This is a genomic window from Candidimonas sp. SYP-B2681 (assembly GCF_003971065.1).
GTDB lineage: Bacteria > Pseudomonadota > Gammaproteobacteria > Burkholderiales > Burkholderiaceae_B > Pollutimonas.
This window is the reverse complement of the sequence record NZ_RYDV01000004.1, coordinates 211,847-231,103: the sequence shown is the minus strand read 5'-3', so window position 1 is coordinate 231,103 and position 19,257 is coordinate 211,847. Positions and strand designations below refer to the sequence as shown.

Here is a 19,257-nt window from a genome sequence, read left to right as displayed (position 1 = left end):
AGATTCGCCCGGCCCTGGCTTCGCCAGTGCTGCCCGCATCACCGGGCCATTGCGGGGCGCCCGCGAACTCACAGCGCGGACAGTCCCCCAGACTGTCCGCAAGCGTGCTGTTCAGACAACGCGGCCTTGTACCCCCGCAATGGCCCGGCAATGCGGCGGGCGAAAAAATCGCTTACCCAGCCCCAGGCACGACGGCTCAAGAACATGGATTGGCATCGACGCATGGTATTGGCGGGGCGATAGGTATTGGGTGGAGTGGGAGGATACGGTGGCGGCGGTGCCGGGTACTTCATGGCCGTGGCGTCCGGAAGTGGTAGCCATAGCGATCCAAGGTCGGCCTTATCGCTACGTCGCCTAACGGCCATGAAGCGTCATTCGTCTTGGGCACGGATCTGACACTCCGATGTCGGATTCGAATCAGTTACCAGCCGCTCGCGTACCGACAATGCAAGTCACATCATCGGCCTTATCGGGTCATCGCTTCGGGGGAAGGACTTCGTCGATCACAATCGGCGGGATGGAGGACTCTTTTATCCTTGCTTCGAATTCACGTAGCGTAGCGAACTTCGGGAAATTCTCGACGGCCTTAGTTACAAGCCTCCGACAGGCCGGTTCGTCACCGGTCGCGCGACGCAACTCGGCAACAAAAAGCGTTAAGGCAGCACCGAAAAATGGCCCAAAGTTGTGCGAATTCTTGTGGTGCCGCTGCTTCATATACTCCACGAGTAACTTCTCGCTTTCGTCGGCTGGCCAGTTCGGGTTCTCCTCGGCGAACATGTGGGCCAACAAAGACTCGATTGAAGGCGAAAAGTAATCCACATGATATGCGAGTAGAAACTTGTGCAGGTATTCATGGGACTCTACGGGACAGCTAGTTCCAACGATATAGTACAAAGCGAGCATCGGAAGACGGTCGCGCGGTTTCTTCGTATCCCGCACAAGCTGTTCTATTTTTTTTAAGACTTGTCGCATGTCGGTCGAAAGAGGGACTCCCGTCAGCCAAGCGTTTGCGAACATAGAAAGATATCCATTCAAGTAGAGACGTGCATCTTTCACCGTATAAGACTGTCCGTTCGTGATCCACATGACCGGCGACATTTGCATGGTAAGTCGCCCGGGTACTTCTGGCCAGAAATCATAGATATCACGGTCAACGTTCTCGGATCGATTTACAAATTCACAAATAACGCTGCGGGCGACGCGCGCAAGCCCCTGAATTGTTAGCGTCGGCTTTCCATCAACGACCAACAGGTCGTTATGAGTCGGAATACCTTTCAGGTTCGGCGGAAGGGGCGCCAGAGTGTGAACGTGCTTTGATCTCAAGTCATAGGCGATCTTTAGCGCAGTGTCTAAGTCGCCTTTCCCAGCTGCATCTTGTTGTTCAGCTGCCTCGCCACGGTAAAAGCTTGAGGGGAGGTGATCGTGAACGAACTCTCGGAAACGCCTGCCAGCAGCTACGTGTTCTATGGCAAGTACCGCACAGCGCAATTTCTCGGAGATATCCTGCGGAGCGCCCGTTAGAGCATCATTGATCAACATTCTTTTATCTTGTGCATAGTCGTTCCAGCTAGGCTCGAACTCGTCAAATTGCTGTGCCAAAGATTCAATCGATGCGACCAAGAGTGTATATGACAGCTCTAAATCGTCCGCAAGGCGATGCACGGCTGTGACATAGCGTTGTATTGCGCGCATTGCTCCAGAGTACCTTGCTCTGCTGGCTCCAATCAATTTCTCGATGAACGTTTGCGTCCAAACAATTTGCGCTTCGGCTATGGCGATCTCGGTATCAAAGGTATGTCGAAGGTATTGCTTTGGTAGAGCGGCCATTCCGAGAGCCGGTCGTTGCGCGAACAGCAGCCGTTGAGCAAGGTACTGATCCGGGGTGACGATAGCTTTGAAGCAGAAAGACAGGAGTGCCGCGAAGTCTTCAATGAGAGAATCACCACTAGTTGCGACTTGTTCTCCAGAATACGGGCCGCCGGGGAGTTTAGGTAATCGTTCAATGACTTCACAGCTTACAGTGCGCAGATCGCCAGATGGCTTGACGGGAAGGATCGTGCCCACTCGGGTTGTAATCGTCAGATTAGGGAAAAATCCGCAGTTCGTGTAGAGAGACGCGCGGTGAGAAGTCTCCCATCGTTCATCGGTCGTGAAGAATTTCCCGCTACTGATTTGAAGCATAAAGGTTGCTCACAAAAGTACACCGTTAAAGGACGTAACACATACTCTGCTTTGCGAGCCAGCTGCGGTTTGCGATCCGAGTTACACGTGTGGATTTTACGTCCTCAATTTTAATGGCAAGCCGGCAATTTAGCGTCCGCGGCTCCAGACTGGCGTCCGGCCAACCCAAACCGGAGGTCCGCTGTACCTTGGAAGCCGCCGCATAGGTCGCGCTCGGTTGACGGGCCGAAGCGGGTCGCATGACGCCACTTGTGATAGATTTCTTCGACCAAGGTCAATGAAGCCTCCAACGGAGTCAGTCACATGAAACCACGAATCACTGTCATCACCATCGGCGTTGACAATCTTGACGTGTCGCTGCGCTTCTATCGCGATGGGCTAGGTTTCCCCACTGAGGGTATCGTAGGTAAAGAGTACGAGCATGGAGCTGTTGTATTTATTAATCTTCAACCTGGTCTTCGCCTTGCGCTCTGGCCAAGATCGAGCATCTCCCATGACACAGGGCTCGCAGCAGGTGTCGCCAATCCGACCGAAATGACTCTAGGTCACAACGTATCCTCAAAAGCCGAGGTTGATGAAGTCATGTCCAGAGCGGCCTCGGCGGGAGCTGTCATCGTCAAACCAGCACATGACACATTCTGGGGCGGGTACTCGGGTTACTTCCAGGATCCGGACGGACATCTATGGGAAACTGTATGGAACCCGCAGTGGTCTGAGGCATCAGCCTGACAGGCAGCAATGGGTCGGAAACGGACAATGGCTCGGGAGCGCTACCTGCCATCAGCGGTCATCGACCGTCGTTTCTGCCCTCACTTCAAACCGGGCATCGACGCCGATTTACGGCCTTCATTGGTGTCCGGTACATTGACCATAATGTAGACACGACCCGGAAAGGATTCGCCGAAAAGACAAAAGCTCACGCGCGACAAACTCTGTCCCCACTAATATGCATGTCCGGGCGCAAGCGTCCCCTGATAACGGTTAAGCGTCTCAATGGAGGTTCTGGTTGACGATACGTACGACCAGCAACATCACCGGTGCCTCGATGAGCACGCTCACGGTAACTTGCACTGAAGTCCCTATGCAATGATGGCGTTGTGCGGGCCGAAATCAAGGTTTCGCGAAGACGGCAAAGCCCTGTACAAACTCGGCCAGTCGGGCACGAGTCGCTTCGTCCCGGAGGGTGCCATCCGCATCAAACATCTGATTCGCCCGAGATACCAGCAGACGGCCGCCCAGCCAGTGACGCGTGCCCAGGGTCCTTAATACAGGCAACCATGCGGTTTGCGACAGAATAGTGCCGAATCCACCCGGTGACGCCCCAATCACGGCGAAGGGGCGACCGCCGAAAACTCGTGCGATATCGCTGCTGGGCCGTGACAACCAGTCCATCGCGTTCTTGAATACCCCTGGGATGCCGTTGTTGTACTCCGGCGTACACAGCAATACACCGTCGCTGGCAATCACCCGTTCCTTTAACTGGACCACAGCGGCAGGTAGGCCCTCGCGCTGCTCGACGTCACCGTCATAGAGCGGAATGCCGTGTAGGGTAGCGGTGTCGAATTGGATGCCGGGCCCAGCCAACGACTGCGCGGCATGCATTAGCGCCGTGTTGAACGACTGCGCCCGCAAACTACCGGATATGCCGAGAATCTTGATCATATATGTCGTGTCCGAAAATATTCCGTCATGCCGGGGCCTCGCAAGACAGCCGGGCCGACTCATACCCGGGAAGGACATATTATGTGCTCCAGATAGGCGCGGCGTAGACCGGGAATTGTGAGGCTATGTATCCTATCGGCTTGGATGCATGAAATTCCGAGTCCAATGAAAAGCGTCGATTACCAATGAGTTTGGAGTCCGTTTTTATTTCCGAATCAAAGACTTACCGCGTTGCCTTCACATACTGCTTACGGCAGCTATGGGTGGCAAACGGAGGAAAAGTCGTACGCAATGGCTTATTTACTCATTCCAATTTGGGCTTGCTCCGCTTGCTGAACACGTCAATAGCAAGCGGTATCGTGGTGAGTACGCCCACTCCCACCAGGGTCCAACCGATGGCTTTTCTCTGTTCGGGCTCCAGCCTGTCGGCTAGCAAGAGAGCAATGCCCGCTCCGAGAAGTCCTCGCGTTCCTGCAATCAAACCGATTTCAGGAAGTGTCAATTCTGCCTTGATCATGTCTTCTTCCTCGCAATGCGCATAGGTAATGGCGCACTTTCAGAGTAGACCATGAACGAAAAAAAAACCACTTCACGAGCGCGTTCCGGGCCCTTTCGACATACATGGGGCGGCGGCCGGCCTAGTCGGTAGGCTGCGCGCGAGTTGGTCGGGGCGCGACACAATCGCATGCAGCGCCGGATTTCCCACAGCAGCGCGCACGTACTAATTGTTAAGGTGGCAGGTTCCAACCTGGATGTTCCATTTACTTAGGCTACTAAACCCAGGCGTAGCCCAACCCAGCGCTAACCCTGCCACACGACCAATATCGGTCCAATCCAATCGAAGTCGAAGATGCGGCGGGTCGCGGGAGGCTGGGACGAAAGTTTGAGCAAGCCGGACTAGCGGTCTGGATCGGGGAGAAAAGGGGCCGTTTGTTTAAGCCAGAAGCACAGGCCTCAGGCCTGGCGATGGCGAGTTCGTACATGGACGCCCCTTGTTTGCCAAGCATTCAATTCTTGATGACTCGAAGGTAATGATTGCACCCGTACATCCGGACTTTGGTTGCAGCCTTTGTGCTGCTGTCCCTGATGGATTTTGCTGGTTGGCGCCCAATCGGCCCCGCGCACTGAAGGTGCCGAGAACTCGGCGGGCTTGGCCAACCACGGTCTGACCTGTTTTGTCATCAATTCATGATCGCCTGAGCAATCGCTGGAAGGGCTCCTAACTTTTCAGTTGCTAACAACAATCGGCCGAGTGGATTATGAGACGTTCGGCTCGTAATCCACTCGGAACTCACGGCCGTGGGCCAGCAAGGCCCAAATAACCCGGGCATTCTTGTTGGCCAGCGCCACAACCGCAACATTTGTATTGCGCCGCTGTAGCAGCGTGTTCAGCCACCCATCAGCCCGGGTTTTCCGTTGGGCATGGGCAACCACGGCCCGTGCCCCATGGATCAGTAGCGATCGCAAATAGGAGTCACCGCGTTTACTTATGCCCAGCAGGACCGGCTTGCCACCGCTGGAGTGCTGTTTAGGCACCAAGCCCAACCAAGCTGCAACCTGCCTGCCATTGTGGAAATTCTTGGCATCGCCGATCGAGGCGACCAACGCGCTGGCGGTGATCGGTCCAATGCCAGGGACCTTCTCTAACTTACGGCTCATCGGATTGGCACGGTGCCAGGCCGTGATCTGGACTTCTAGTTCATGCACATGTTGATCCAGCGCCTTTAACTGATCCAGCAAACGTTCCATTAAGAGGCGAAATGTGCCGGTTAATTCATCCGACGCGTCTTCCATGAGTTGGGGCACCCGCTTGGCCACGTGGTGGATGCCTTGAGGCAGGACCAGGCCAAATTCGGCCAGCAATCCCCGAATCTGATTGGCTTGCGTGGTGCGCGCCCGGACAAACCCTTGACATGCCCGGTGCAGGGCCAGAACCGATTGCTGATCGACCGTCTTGATCGCCACGAATCGCATGTTGGGTCGTGCTACAGCTTCGCAGATCGCCTCGGCATCGGCCACGTCGTTCTTATTGGTCTTGACATAGGGCTTGACGAACTGAGGCGCCATCAAGCGTACCGTGTGCCCCATGGCCTGCAGTTTGCGGCCCCAATGGTGGGCGCCGCCGCAAGCCTCCATCCCGATCAAGCACGGCTCCAGCTGGATAAAGAAGTTCGCGACGTGGTCGCGCTTGAGCTGTTTCTTAAGCACGGTCTTGCCGTGCGCATCAACGCCGTGAACTTGAAATACATTCTTTGCCAAGTCGATGCCAATGGTTGTAATCTTCATGGTAGACGCTCCTCTCGGTTCAAGTGGTCGAAACAACACCTCCACTTTGGCACATTGATGCCGTTACGAGTAGGGGCGTCCATTCCATTGGCCCCGCCCCGAGCCAGAGCGGTGGGCCGGGCAGTCCGGCGAAGCGCGGACCGCAGCGATCTTTCGCCCAGCCTCCCGCGACCCGCTGCATCGGCTTAAAAAATGAGAGTCCGCCCGACTAATACCGAACCGACTTAAGAACTGAAACTGGCGAGTTGCTTGGCCAGCATGCGGATGACTTGCTCGCGTCGCGCACTGCCGTCGTGATCGTCGGACAGACTGGACCACCGCGGCTGACTTCGAGCCTCCAGCAGTTCGGCGGGCAGTCTTTTCTTACGCCACGCTTCAGTCAGCGCGTCCCCCGCTGGACTATCAGGATCGTTAAACGACGCCGTCTCGAGCTGTATGGGCCCCTGGGCCGCATGGCCGCGACGTTCCAGCGCCGTCACCAAAGCAAGCTGGCGTAGCGCCAGCAGCCGCAGTACAGGATCGTCGACGCTAAGCTCTTGGTATCCCTTCAAGCGGCCCAGCATGCGTTTACCCAATTTATCGGCCCCCTGCCAGATACCACCGGCAGCCGCGCCCAGCAGGGTCGCTGCCCCGAGGCTGATTCCCGCAGTGAATACATCGAGAGTCGCGCCGGCCATTGCCCCGGCGGCCATGCCTTTACTGACGTGAATGCCAACGTCCTTCAAGGCCTGCGGATGAAATAAATCCATTCCCCAACGCTCGCCCTCGAGCGGTAAGGTGTGGGCGGGGAAGTCGCGGCTATTAAAGTTATAGCGCTTCAGCAGTCCTTGCACACAAAGGTCCTCGCGCGCACGAACCCTTCTCCTTAACGTCTGTGTTGCCGTTTCCAGCGCCGCCTTGTCAGGCTCGCAAGGCAAGTGCCACGCCGCGGCGTCGACCAGCATTTCGGCAACGATGCGCATCGCGTCAAGGTGGCGGATATGCCTTTGCTGTGCAACGTCATGCTTCAGCCGTTGCAGCAATCCGGCGTGCTTATCCATCAGCAGAGCCAATTTATCGTACAGCTGCGCTTCGCCATCCAGCGCCGGTGCGATCGTGTCAAACTCTACGATAACGTGCAGGCCTAATCGACCCAGCGCTTCGCGCCACGCCGCCAGTCGTTGTTCGGGGCTGTGGGTAAAGTTCAACACGGGTACGATCGGATGCCCGCAGCTGGCCAAAATGGTTAGCTCGTCCTTGTGTTTACCGAGCACCGGGTCGCGCACATCCACCACGTACAAGCCCGCATCGCAATCCAACAATTTGTGCAATACACGGGCTTCCTGCTCGAAGCGCCGTTTACTTTCAGGGCTGTGCAGAAACCGGCGCACGCGTTCGGGGCCGTCTACGCGCTCTCCGGGCTGTGTCAGTTGATCGAGGTAATCCAGCAAAGCGATCCCATCTTCCATGCCGGGGGTATCGTACAGTTCGACGACCACTGCGCCATCGACCAGCAAGTGTGCACCTTCAACATGGCGTGTGGTTCCCGGGCGATCTTCGACAACGCCGAAGCCGGGATCGCGCGTGAGCGTGCGCAGCAGTGACGTCTTGCCAGTATTGGTGTGGCCAACCACGGCCAGACGCAAAGGAACGTCAGGTCTGGGCATGCGGCTCTCGGGATAAGGAATCGCCAGGCTGTGCGGCGGTGAGCCATGCCAGCCCGGCGCTTAGGGTTATGTGTAATTGTTCCGCACTGAATCCCGCTGCACGAAGGCGGTCGTGCCATGCGGCACTACGCGTATCCTGCGCAATATTGGCCGGTGACTGGCCCTGCACCACAATGTGCGCTTCACCCGCCAGGCTGGCAAGATCAGCCAGCAGCGCAACGGTGCCGCGGTCGGGGGTTTGTTGTGCATCGCAGACCATCAACAACTGGCGCGGGCTCTGCTGCTGCAGCCGATCGAGCAGGCTTTTGCGCTGGGGCCGGGTATCGATGATGCCCAGATCGACAACGGTAGACGGCAGATTGGCCGGCGGCCAGTCCGTGTCTGGGGGGAGTTCTATTCCCACCAGCAGTGGCTGGTCAACGTCGTACGATGTGTGAGGCCGGGGGTGAAGCTGTGCCTGGAATGCAGCGGTGGCGGGCGCGTCTATCCCTGCCTTCTGGCTCGCCGGAGCGAGCCGGTGGCGCAGTTCGGCATAGCCGGGCAGGCTTTCGTCCAGTCCGATCGCGGTAAGGTTCTTACGTGCCATGACCAGGCCCAGCACCAGGCATATCAACCGCGGTAATAAGCCGTATGCCACGACGCAGCCTATCAACCAGCTCGACCACAGTGCCTGCGCCGACTCGGGAAGGGCCTGCAGCCCATTGCTTGCTCGAACCACGGACTCGGGCGGAATGGCAAAGCCCAGCAGCGCCGGCAGCCATCCAAGCGAGGCCGTCAGCGAAACGAAGGTATCGGCGGATAAGAGTGTGGTTTCCCAATTGAAGCCGTAACGCCGGGCCGAAAGTATGCCCAGCAGCGTCAGCAACATGCTCAGTAGGGCGGTAGACCAGAGCCCATGGCTGACCGTGCCGAGTATCCAGCGCAGAGCGTTATTGCGGCCTAAAACCTCTACCAGGGCCCGCGGCACCAGCGCGGCATCCGGCCCTCGCGCCAATCGGCGCGTAAGCCACAGCCAGGCTTCGCCGAGCCAAGTTCCAGTGGTCGTGCTCGTGATGGTAAAGCTAAGGAGCCAGAATAGAAACGCCAGGCCGTTGAGCCCGAGCATCGCCACCAGGGCAAGCAACACGTTGACCGACCGGCTGCCGTCGCCCAGTGCGCCCAGCGCCGTCGCAGCACCCGCCAACACGCTGAGCAGCCACATGGCCAGTAGGGCGACTTTGGAAAGCTGAGTCCATTTCGCAATGAGCTGATCGATTTTCTCGCGCCGGCCAAGGTAGTCAGCGCGCAACAGTATTTTTTCAGGAAAGCTCTGCGCCTCGGCACGGGCGCGGCGGACTTCGTTTGCGTCCTCCAGCGGGCCCCACAGCGCTTCGCGCAGCCGCAGTGTTTCGGCCAGCCAGTATCGGTTGAACCTTGGTTGACCGAGGCTGGCCTGCGCTTGAGCCTCAGGCATCCGTCGTATAAGAATTGACAGCAGGCTTGGTGAACCATTGGTCCAGCTTGCGGTGGGCCTGGTCCTTGACATCGGGAGTGATGTAAAACATGACCGTCGCCAAGGCTGCGGCCATAACACTAAGGTCGTCGGTATAGCCTATTAGCGGCGCCAAATCAGGAATGGCATCCAGCGGGAAAATAAAATAGCCCAGGGCGCCATAAATGACGCGTTTCGCCCACTTTGGTGTGTTGGGACTTTGCACGGCGTAGTAAAGGTACAGTGCTTTTTCCAACGTGCCGCGTCCGACCGATTGGGCACGGGGTCCAAGCTTCTGCCAAAAGCGGCGGGGCGTGTATTCGTTCTGATACCGGAATTTATCCATGATGCCTCCAGTCTGCTGGCGTTAAATGTATAGCGTATTGTATCGGTCACTGCACGCTTTGAGCGGGTGGACGTATTCAGGGAAGGCATAAAAAAGGGCACTCGAGTGGTCGAAGTGCCCGGGGACTGAACGCTATTGCCTGGTCCCGCAAGGTGGACCGCGGCGAATACTATCTTTTCTTGACGATAAGCCCGTAAATAAACAGCACAATAATGGCACCGACGATGGATCCGATCCATCCCGCGCCCTCTCCGGCCTGATAAAAGCCTAAGGCGGCACCCAGGTAACCGGCGACAATCGAGCCGACGATACCCAGGATAATGGTCAGGATGATTCCGAACTTTTGTTCCCCCGGCATGATTGCCCGTGCTAGTAGACCTACGATGAAGCCAACTACGATCATGCTGATAATGCCCATGGCGTTTTGTATCCTTTAAATGAGGAAAATGACTGATTGGGAATTATGGTGCTAGTCGGCTGTGACGCCGACTGTGTGCGTCAATCATAGGGATGCGGGGGCGTGACGTCTACCGTCGAGCGACGATTTTTGTATCGAAAGGTTGCCATACTCCGGCCTCGATTCTTGGATAACCGTCCAATTTACGGAGTCTGAAGGTGCAGTGGCCCGGGGCACGTCCGGCGAAAGTTTGAGCCCGCCGCGCAGTCGGCCTGGAGGGGGAATCAAGAGCGCGCTGTTCGCGCGGGACGCTTACGGACAGCCGGGGGCTGTCCGTTCCGCAAGTTCGCGCTCGCCCCCTCTGGGGCGATTGCAAGGGCAGTCCCGGAACGGGACCGAAGGCGATACTTGAGCCGGACGTGCCCCGGGCCACTGCACCTGTTAAGAACCCGCAACACTACTGAGGAGTCGGCCATAGCGTCCAAAGAAACGGTAACGAGGCAACTTAATAACCGCCAGCTGCCGCCAAAGAACCCGCAGTCGATCCCTCCACATCCAGCCCCTCCTGCGACAGGAAATCAAGGCTAGGCATCAGCGACAGCAAATGGCGGCTGTATTCATGCTTCGGAGCAGAAAATAAGGTCTCGGTATCGGCCACCTCAAGAAGCTGCCCGTGCCGCATCACACCGACGCGGTCGCACATTTGGCGGATCACCGGCAAATCGTGACTGATGAACAGAATCGTCAATCCCAGAGTCTCTTGGAGATCCTTCAATAGATTCAAAATCTGCGCCTGTATTGACACATCCAAGGCAGAGGTCGGTTCATCGCAGATAAGGAAGCGCGGTCGCGTCGCCAATGCGCGTGCAATACAAATCCGCTGCCTCTGGCCACCCGAAAACTCATGAGGAAAGCGTGACAAGGCCTGCGTGCCAAGCCCCACATAGTCCAGTAGACCGCTGACAATCTGACGCGTAATTTTCTCTGTTGTCGCGATCTTGTGAAAACGTATTGGCTCCGCCACGATGTCCAGAATACGCATGCGAGGATTCAGCGACGAGAACGGGTCCTGGAACACCATCTGAATCTGGCGTCGGAACGCATTCATCATTTTTTGATTGTTAAGTTGCGTAATGTTCACGTCATTGAACGTCACCGAGCCATTAGTGGTCTGGTACAGACCTGCGATCAAGCGCGCAATGGTCGACTTTCCCGAGCCCGACTCGCCCACCAAACCGAAGACCTCACCCTCCTTGATATGGAAGCTGACGTTCTTCACCGCGTCGAGATGAATGCGGTTCCGCTTGAAGAAGGAATTTTTCAGCACGAAACGCATGCTCAGGTCTTCCACCTGAAGCAACGGTTTGGCCGAATGTTCCCCGTATGTGCGTTGCTGTCCAAGCCAACGCGTTGCCACCTCAAGATCTTCTTTGTCCGCCGGTGCAATGACGTCTTCGATGTAGGTGACCATCGGAAAGCGGCGCAGCTTTATATCCGAACGAGGCACTGCGGAAATCAGACTCTTAGTATAGAGATGCTGCGGATTACTTAACAGATACTTAGTTGCCCCTTCTTCGACCAGTTTGCCGCGATAAAGCACGGCGACCCGGTCGGTGACTTCGGCGATCACGCCCATATCGTGCGTGATCAGGATCATGCCGACCTGCTTTTCTTTACAGAGCTTGCGCAAAAGATCCAGAATTTGTGCCTGTATGGATACGTCCAGCGCGGTTGTTGGTTCGTCGGCAATGATCACTTCGGGTTCGCAACACAAAGCCAATGCAATGACGACACGCTGACGCATTCCACCTGAAAATTGGTGGGGATATTGTTCCAGCCTTATTTTGGCATCGGCTATGCCGACGCTGTCCAAGAGTTCGATTGCGCGAGCCCGTGCCTGTGCGGCATTCAGCGGCAGGTGCACCTGCATGGTTTCGATCAGCTGGCTTCCTATGGTTTGCAAGGGGTTCAAAGAGGTCAGCGGATCCTGGAAAATCATGCCTATACGGCGCCCGCGAACTGCACGGAACTCATGCGGGCCAAGCTTGTCGATGCGCTCGCCGTTCAATAGCACGGCACCCCGGGTCATCTTGCCGGGTGGTTCCAGCAGCCCGATGACGGCGTTGCCGATGGTTGATTTTCCCGCGCCCGATTCTCCCACCACGCCCAGTATTTCACCTTTCTGCAGAGACAGGCTTACATCCTGAATGGCCACTACCTTGCCGCGCCGACTGGAAAATTCGATGCGCAGATTTTCAATTTCGAGCAATGCCATATGCAAGCCTTAACGAAGCTTGGGATTGAGCGCATCGCGCAGCCAATCGCCCAGCAAATTAACCGACAAGGCCAGCAAAACCAATGCAACACCCGGGAAGATGGAAATCCACCAATCGCCTGAAAACAGGTAGCTATTGCCTATGCGGATAAGGGTGCCCAGCGAAGGAGTCGTCGGGGGGATGCCCACGCCCAGGAACGATAACGTGGCTTCCGTAATAATGGCGATCGCCAGATGAATGGTGGCAATGACCAGGACGGGGCCCATGACGTTGGGCAGAACGTGGCGGCGCAGCACCATGAAAGGGCCCATGCCAATCAGCCTTGCAGCTTGCACGTATTCTTTATTGCGCTCAACCATGGTCGCGCCACGTACGGTGCGCGCGTATTGCACCCATCCCGAAATTCCTATCGCAAAGATAAGCACGTACAGCGATAGGCTGTCCTGGGAATCCCGAGGCAGCAAGCCGCGGGCGATGCCGTCGATTAGCAAGGCAATAAGAATGGCGGGAAAGGACAATTGCACATCGGCAATGCGCATAATGATGCTATCAATCCTGCCCCCCACATATCCACTGATCAAACCCAGCGATACGCCGATAATCAGTGAGAACATGACCGACGCAAAACCGACCAGTAACGATATGCGCGAGCCATACAAGATGGCGGACAACATGTCGCGGCCTTGGTCATCGGTGCCCAGCAAAAAGCGTGGGTCACCTTCGCCCGACCATGCCGGCGGAATATTGGCATCCAGTAAATCCAGAGTGGCCAGGTCGAAAGGATTATGCGGCGCGATCAGGGGCGCGCACACGGCCCCGGCGATGATGGCGAACGCGACAAGCGCAGAGATAATCGCCGTGGGAGAGCGGCGGAAGCTGTAGAAAACATCGCTGTGAAAAGCGCGCGAGATAACATTTTGGGTCATGTTCTGGACCTTCTAGCTTTTTTGCACACGCAGTCGCGGGTCGACAGCGAAATACAGGAGGTCAACGATCAGGTTAATGATCACAAAAAAGAAGGCGATCAATAACAAATAGGCGGCCATCACCGGGATATCCACCGAGCCAATCGACTGAATGAACAGCAAACCCATGCCTGGCCATTGAAAGACCGTTTCGGTAATGATCGAGAACGCGATAATTGACCCAAGTTGCAGGCCGGTAATGGTAATGACGGGTACGAGCGTGTTTTTGAGGGCGTGGCGGAAATTGATGATGCGATCAGGCAGGCCTCGGGCACGCGCAAACTTGATGAAATCGGCCTGCATGACTTCCAGCATCTCGGCACGTACCAGCCGCATGATCAAGGTCATTTGGAAAAGCGCAAGCGTAAATGCCGGCATTATCAAAGACTGCCAGCCGCTGTTGGTCAGAAAGCCGGTCGACCACCAGCCCAGCTGTACGACGTCACCACGCCCGAAGCTGGGCAGCCAGTGCAGCATGACGCCAAAGAACAGGATCATCAAAATGCCGATCAGAAAGGTCGGCAGCGAAATCCCGATCAGGGAAATGGTCATGAAGGTCCGCGACAAGATGCCGTTTCGCCTGAGGGCCGTGTAAATCCCCATCGGTATACCCAAAAACAGCGCCATCACCGCCGACACGAGCGAGAGTTCAAGCGTGGCAGGCAGGCGGCTTTCGATAAGCTCACTGACGGGCCGGCGCTGACGGTACGACATGCCGAAATCGCCTTGGGCAGCCTTGCCGATGAAGCGCGCATATTGCAGCAAGAAGGGGTCGTCCAAGCCAAGCTGCTTGCGTATTTCAGCGCGCTGCTCAAGGGTGGTGTCCTGGCCGACCATATTATTGATGGGGTCGCCGACATACCGGAACATGGCGAAAGCAATGAAGCCGACGGCGAGCATCACGAATATCGACTGGAAGATCCGTCGGGCAATGAAGTTGAGCATGTGGGAAGTCTCTAGAAACCAGGCCGGCAGGGCAGGCCGCAAGCTTCGGGAAGCTCGCGGCCTGCGCCGGCGTTATCCTGACTGGTTCAGGGCATTACGACGTTGCGGATGTCCAGCACATCGTCGGCGCGCTGTGCAAGCTTGATGCCCTTCTTGATGCCCCACGACATAGGTTGCTGATGCAGGGGCAGGTAGCCATAGTCGTTATGCAACATGGTGAAGGCTTCCTTGATCATGGCATTGCGTTTAGCCTGGGCGGTTTCAACGTCGATTTTCGCGGTAAGGGCGTCGATTTCTTTATTGCAATAACCGCCGAGATTGAACTGGCCCGCTGCCGTTTTTGAGTCGCGGCAGGAAACCAGGTTGGTCAGCGAATTAGCCGCGTCGATGGAACTGGGCGTCCATCCCAGCATATACATGCTGGTGTTGTTGCCGGCCTGTAGCAAAATCTTGGCAAAGTACTTGGACTTGGTCTGTGCCAGCAGGTCGATTTTGATGCCGACACGGGCCAGCATACTGGCTACGGCCTGGCACACCTTTTCGTCGTTGACGTAGCGGTCGTTGGGGCAATCCAGCTGTACGCTGAAGCCGTCGGGATACCCCGCGTCGATCAATAGTTGCTTGGCCTTGGCGACGTCAGCCTTGTAGGGGGTTCCGAACGATTCATCAAAGCCGTTGATCTTGTCGCCGATAAGCGTGCCCAGCGGTTTAGCGGCTCCGCGCATAATCTTCTGATTGATGACGCTGGTGTCCACTGCCAGATCGACCGCCTGGCGCACCCGCTTGTCCTTGAAGGGATTCTTGCCTTTGACATTGGAGAACAGCAGTTCGTCGCGGTGCTGGTCCATGCCGATGAAGACGGTGCGCGCTTCGGGTTCGTTCATGACCTGCACGTTGGGTTCTTTTTCCAGGCGTGGCCAGTCTTGTACGGGTACAGGAATCACAATATCCATTTCGCCGGAAATGAGTGCCGCTACGCGGGTGGATTCCTGGGATATGGGCTGGAAAACAATGTCCGTGACGTTGGTGGGAATGTCTTTGTTCCAATATCCATCAAACCGCTTGAGAGTGGTTTTGACGTCGGGCTGGCGGTCCACAATGACGAAAGGGCCGGTGCCATTTTGATGCAGATTGGCGTAGTTGCTTTCGCCGCCTTTGACGTTCGTGGCTTCGGTGGTTTTATTCTTTTCGGCCCAAGGCTTGCTCATCATGTACAGGAAGGTCCAGTCACGCGGCAGGATGGGGTTGGGGGTGGGCGTTGTGACTTCCACTGTGTGGTCGTCGATTTTTTTGATATCGACTGCTTTGGCGCCATAGGCCTTCATGTCCGAACCGGGAGTCTGGCTACGCTTCCAGGAAAAGATCACGTCGTCGGCAGTAAAAGGGCTGCCATCATGGAACTTGACACTTTTTCGCAAGTAAAAAACCCACTTGGTCGGTTCTGGGTTTTCCCATTTCTCGGCCAGCATCGGGACCAGTTTAAGGTCTTTGTCGTAGGCGGTCAGGGTTTCATAGAACCAACTCTGGAATCCCAGGGTGAAGGTTTCGTTCAACGCCATGGGGTCAAGCGACATCATGTCGCCCTGATAAGACCAGCGTAGCGTTTTTGCGTCGACCGATTGTGACAAGCCCACGCTCAGTGCGAGCGCTGTGGCGATGGCGGAATGTTTCAGTAGCTTTGTGATTTTCATTGTTGCTCTGCCCCTTCATCATTGTGTTGGCCCCTTGAAAGAGGCCTGTTTGGCGGCTTGTCAGCGAAGCCGTGTTAGCGCATCATCCCCGTGGATTCCTTGTTGTAGTGAAACTCCTCTGTGGGTGGTCAAGTCGAGCTTGGCCGGTTACTGGGCTAGTCGGTCCGTTAAGGCCTCCAGGAACTGTTCGCAGGCGCTGACTTCCGATACATCGATGTATTCGTTGGGCTGATGCGCCTGATCGATGGATCCGGGTCCGCACAGGACAACCGAGAAGCCTCGTTCTTGGAATTGCCCCGCTTCGGCGGCATACGGCACCACGCCGCTGTGCGAATGGCCGCACAAGCTGAATACAAGGTCTTGGGCCGCGCCGCCCTTGTCCTGCAGTGGTGGCGCGTCAGCCAAGATTTCGGTCTTGATGGACGCCATGGGCGCGATGGCCTTCATGGCAGGCAACAGGCTATCGGCATATTCCTGAAAGCGGTTCAGGTACGCACGCCAGTCGTCTCCCGGAAGGCTGCGGATATCCCAGATAAACGAACATTCGCGCGAAATAATATTGATCGCCGTTCCCCCATGCACGACGCCTACGTGCAGCGTGGTGTAAGGCGGTTCGAATTGACTGTCGGGGTCGGCCGAGGCCTTGTTTTCCAGCATCATGTCATCGATGAAACTGATCAGCCTTGCTGCCGTGGTGACGGCGCTTACGCCGCGCTGCACCTGGCTGGAGTGAGCTTCATGGCCGATGACGGTGGTGCGCAGGGCTGCTATGCCTTTGTGCGCCACGATCGGCCGCATGCTGGTGGGTTCGCCCACAATGACGGCACTGGGCCGGGCAATGTCGGTAAGCAGTCGGTCAATCATGGACGGCGCGCCAAAGCAGCCAATTTCCTCGTCATAGCTGAGCGCAAAGTGCACGGGTCGCTTCAGACCTTTTTCCAGCATGTCGGGCACCATCGCCAGTGCCACCGCTGAAAAGGCTTTCATGTCGCAGGTGCCGCGGCCATACAGGCGGCCATCTTTTTGAACAACGCTGAAAGGATCGGTGTCCCACGGCTGGCCATCGACCGGCACGACATCGGTATGACCGGACAAGACGATGCCGCCCTCGATATTGGGGCCGACCGTTGCGAACAGGTTGGCTTTGGTGCCTTCGGCATTTGACACAAGATGGCTTTGCACCCCGTAGCCGGCCAGATAGTCACGAACGTAGTAAATGAGCTCCAGGTTCGAATTGCGCGAGACGGTGTCGAAACCGACCAGCTTTTTGATCATGTCCAGCGATTGGGTTTTCACGGTTTGTATCTCCAATGACATTACGAGTGGATGCCAGGCACGCAAGCGTTGCCATTGGAACCGCACTGATCTTAGCCAAGTAGCGCTTGGCGCGTCAATCAGCTGGCGTTGGGGTATGCCCGAGGAAGCATGGCGCTTTTATGTAACTTAGGCCCGTGAAATGCTAAGCTGCCAAGGCGGAAATCGCTCACGGTGGCTTGCGCGCGCAAGCCGGAAAACCTTGCTGCCCCTTACTAGGAAAACCCATGCCCGATTTGTTCGACCCCATTACGCTTCGTCGCCTTACGCTGGCCAATCGTGTCATGGTTTCGCCGATGTGCCAATACTCCGCCGTAGAGGGCAACGCGACTCACTGGCATATGGCCCATCTGTCCAGCCTTGCCTTGGGCGGCGCCGGGCTATTGTGCATTGAGGCGACGGCGGTAAGCCGCGAAGGCCGGATTACGTCGGGATGCCTAGGCTTATGGAATGACGATAACGAAGCCGCTATAGCGACGGTAATCCAAACACTGCGCGCCGCATCACCCATCAAGCTGGCTATTCAATTGGCCCATGCCGGGCGTAAAGCTTCCAGTGCCCCCCCTTGGCGGGGCGGCCAGCTTGTTGCACTGGAAGAAGGGGGATGGACGCCCGAGGCGCCGTCAGCCGTCCCGCATAAGGACACCGAACCCGCTCCCCGCGCAATGACCGTCGACGATCTTGCGCGCATTAAGCAGGCCTTTGTGAAAGCCGCCGAGCGTGCGGTGCGTTTGGGGCTGGACGCGATCGAACTGCACGCGGCTCATGGCTATCTATTGCATCAGTTTCTTTCGCCGATAGCGAACCATCGCACTGACGAATACGGCGGCAGTCTCGAAAACCGCATGCGTTTTCCGCTCGAGGTATTTCGGGCGGTACGTGCGGCCTTACCCGACCCTATGCCCTTAGGCGTACGGATTTCCGCCACCGACTGGGTCGATGACCAGCCAAGCTGGACCCCCGACCAAACCGTCATATTCGGCCTGCAGCTGAAAGAAGCGGGCGCGGACTGGATCGACGTATCGACAGGCGGTGTTTCGCCCAAGCAGCAAATTCCGCTCAAGCCCGGCTATCAGGTCGATTTCGCACAACGGCTTAAACGCGAGGTAGGCTTGCCCACCATCGCCGTCGGCTTGATCACGGACCCTTCCCATGCGCAGCAGATCGTATCGCAGGGTCAGGCCGACATGGTCGCTTTGGGGCGTGCCATGCTTTACGACCCGCGTTGGGCATGGCACGCCGCCGCAGAACTGGACCAGCATGTTTATGGCCCGCCGCAATACTGGCGTTCTTTGCCACCCGGCAAGAACCGCGTGTTCGGCGAAGTGACCTTCGGTATGCGGTAGCCGGGGCTTCCGATTTATTCTTTACTTGAGCGGTCTTTGAAGGCATCGGAGGTGTTGCGATGGAAGACAAAAATTCATCGACGTTAATGCATGGCGGGCTCACGCCGTCTACGGCGACGCAGCGTGTATTTTTTGCCTTTTGGCCATCCGCTGAAGCCGCTGATCAGATAGCGGACTGGGCTCGTCATGCTCATGCCGTGTGCGGCGGGCGCATGATGCGTCCTGAATCACTGCATATGACGCTGGCCTTTCTGGGTAGTATCCCAGTAGATAAGGTGACGCAATTGATACAGGCGGCCCCCGCCTGGTCTATTCCCGTGGGAACAGTGGAACTGCGACACTTTGGGCGATTTTATGGTCCCCGTGTTGTATGGTTGGGGCCGTCGATCGACGACAGTGACCGCATTCAATGGCTTGACGAGGCCTATGCCACTTTGTGGGACCATCTTGAACCTTTAGGGTGGCAACGGCCCGCCTCGGTATTTCGTCCGCATGTGTCTTTGCTGCGTAAAGCGGGGGCGGGCGACCTGACCACCTTGCCGCAACCCAACTTGCGCTGGACACCGGTGCAATGTGTACTAGTGGTTTCTCGGCCGTCGACGAATGGTTCGCATTATGAGGTGCTGGCCCGGCTTCCGACAGCGCCGCCTGCCGGCTGAACCGATGGGCGCAAGTCCTCGAGCGCAAAATGATCGAGGGATCGTGATTTCCTTGGAAGGCCTAAGGATGCG

At 56.8% G+C, this 19,257-nt stretch carries 17 protein-coding genes; 3 read left to right on the top strand and 14 right to left on the bottom strand.

Annotated elements, in window-relative coordinates:
* Positions 1-68 precede the first annotated feature (68 nt).
* The gene (locus EKL30_RS10580; RefSeq protein ID WP_126707193.1) at positions 69-365 is read right to left on the bottom strand and encodes a hypothetical protein; all 297 of its coding nucleotides are present in this window, start codon (positions 363-365) and stop codon (positions 69-71) included.
* Positions 366-474: 109 nt separating this feature from the next.
* Positions 475-2,181: a hypothetical protein gene (locus tag EKL30_RS10575; protein WP_126707192.1), complete on the bottom strand. Its 1,707-nt coding sequence runs from the start codon at positions 2,179-2,181 to the stop codon at positions 475-477.
* Between the two features lie 303 nt (positions 2,182-2,484).
* Here EKL30_RS10575 and EKL30_RS10570 point away from each other — a divergent pair, with 303 nt between their 5' ends.
* Positions 2,485-2,910, top strand: a complete 426-nt coding sequence (locus EKL30_RS10570) for a VOC family protein (protein WP_126707191.1) — start codon at positions 2,485-2,487, stop codon at positions 2,908-2,910.
* Between the two features lie 381 nt (positions 2,911-3,291).
* On the opposite strand, the gene EKL30_RS10565 is transcribed toward EKL30_RS10570, so the two are convergent.
* From EKL30_RS10565 to argE, 12 genes are all read right to left on the bottom strand, one after another.
* Positions 3,292-3,843 carry an NADPH-dependent FMN reductase gene (locus tag EKL30_RS10565; RefSeq protein WP_126707190.1) on the bottom strand — a complete coding sequence of 184 codons (552 nt, stop codon included), beginning with the start codon at positions 3,841-3,843 and terminating at the stop codon, positions 3,292-3,294.
* A gap of 304 nt (positions 3,844-4,147) precedes the next feature.
* Positions 4,148-4,360, bottom strand: a complete 213-nt coding sequence (locus tag EKL30_RS10560) for a hypothetical protein (protein ID WP_126707189.1) — start codon at positions 4,358-4,360, stop codon at positions 4,148-4,150.
* A 740-nt stretch (positions 4,361-5,100) separates the two neighbouring features.
* On the bottom strand, positions 5,101-6,129 hold the full coding sequence (locus tag EKL30_RS10555; RefSeq protein WP_126707188.1) for an IS110 family transposase: 1,029 nt from the start codon (positions 6,127-6,129) through the stop codon (positions 5,101-5,103).
* 224 nt (positions 6,130-6,353) lie between these two features.
* Positions 6,354-7,775 carry a DUF3482 domain-containing protein gene (locus EKL30_RS10550; RefSeq protein WP_126707187.1) on the bottom strand — a complete coding sequence of 474 codons (1,422 nt, stop codon included), beginning with the start codon at positions 7,773-7,775 and terminating at the stop codon, positions 6,354-6,356.
* Entirely contained in the window at positions 7,762-9,228 is a 1,467-nt protein-coding gene (locus EKL30_RS10545; protein WP_126707186.1) for a DUF2868 domain-containing protein, read from the bottom strand. Before EKL30_RS10545 ends, EKL30_RS10550 begins: the two co-directional genes overlap by 14 nt.
* Positions 9,221-9,592: a YkvA family protein gene (locus tag EKL30_RS10540; RefSeq protein ID WP_126707185.1), complete on the bottom strand. Its 372-nt coding sequence runs from the start codon at positions 9,590-9,592 to the stop codon at positions 9,221-9,223. The genes EKL30_RS10545 and EKL30_RS10540 overlap by 8 nt, the downstream gene beginning before the upstream one ends.
* Positions 9,593-9,761: 169 nt before the next feature.
* Positions 9,762-10,010 (bottom strand): GlsB/YeaQ/YmgE family stress response membrane protein, encoded by a 249-nt coding sequence (locus EKL30_RS10535; protein ID WP_126707184.1) that lies wholly within the window; start codon positions 10,008-10,010, stop codon positions 9,762-9,764.
* Positions 10,011-10,494: 484 nt separating this feature from the next.
* Positions 10,495-12,264, bottom strand: a complete 1,770-nt coding sequence (locus EKL30_RS10530) for an ABC transporter ATP-binding protein (protein ID WP_126707183.1) — start codon at positions 12,262-12,264, stop codon at positions 10,495-10,497.
* Between the two features lie 9 nt (positions 12,265-12,273).
* On the bottom strand, positions 12,274-13,191 hold the full coding sequence (locus EKL30_RS10525; RefSeq protein ID WP_126707182.1) for an ABC transporter permease: 918 nt from the start codon (positions 13,189-13,191) through the stop codon (positions 12,274-12,276).
* A 12-nt stretch (positions 13,192-13,203) separates the two neighbouring features.
* Positions 13,204-14,175, bottom strand: a complete 972-nt coding sequence (locus EKL30_RS10520; RefSeq protein ID WP_126707181.1) for an ABC transporter permease — start codon at positions 14,173-14,175, stop codon at positions 13,204-13,206.
* Between the two features lie 86 nt (positions 14,176-14,261).
* Complete coding sequence (locus EKL30_RS10515) at positions 14,262-15,866, bottom strand: ABC transporter substrate-binding protein (RefSeq protein WP_126707180.1); 1,605 nt, start codon at positions 15,864-15,866, stop codon at positions 14,262-14,264.
* 147 nt (positions 15,867-16,013) lie between these two features.
* A complete protein-coding gene (gene argE / locus EKL30_RS10510; RefSeq protein ID WP_370246259.1) occupies positions 16,014-17,177 on the bottom strand; it encodes an acetylornithine deacetylase in 1,164 nt (387 codons plus the stop codon).
* A gap of 230 nt (positions 17,178-17,407) precedes the next feature.
* Here argE and EKL30_RS10505 point away from each other — a divergent pair, with 230 nt between their 5' ends.
* Positions 17,408-18,526 carry an NADH:flavin oxidoreductase/NADH oxidase gene (locus EKL30_RS10505; protein ID WP_126707178.1) on the top strand — a complete coding sequence of 373 codons (1,119 nt, stop codon included), beginning with the start codon at positions 17,408-17,410 and terminating at the stop codon, positions 18,524-18,526.
* A 59-nt stretch (positions 18,527-18,585) separates the two neighbouring features.
* Positions 18,586-19,185 (top strand): RNA 2',3'-cyclic phosphodiesterase, encoded by a 600-nt coding sequence (gene thpR / locus EKL30_RS10500; RefSeq protein WP_126707177.1) that lies wholly within the window; start codon positions 18,586-18,588, stop codon positions 19,183-19,185.
* Positions 19,186-19,257: the final 72 nt, after the last annotated feature.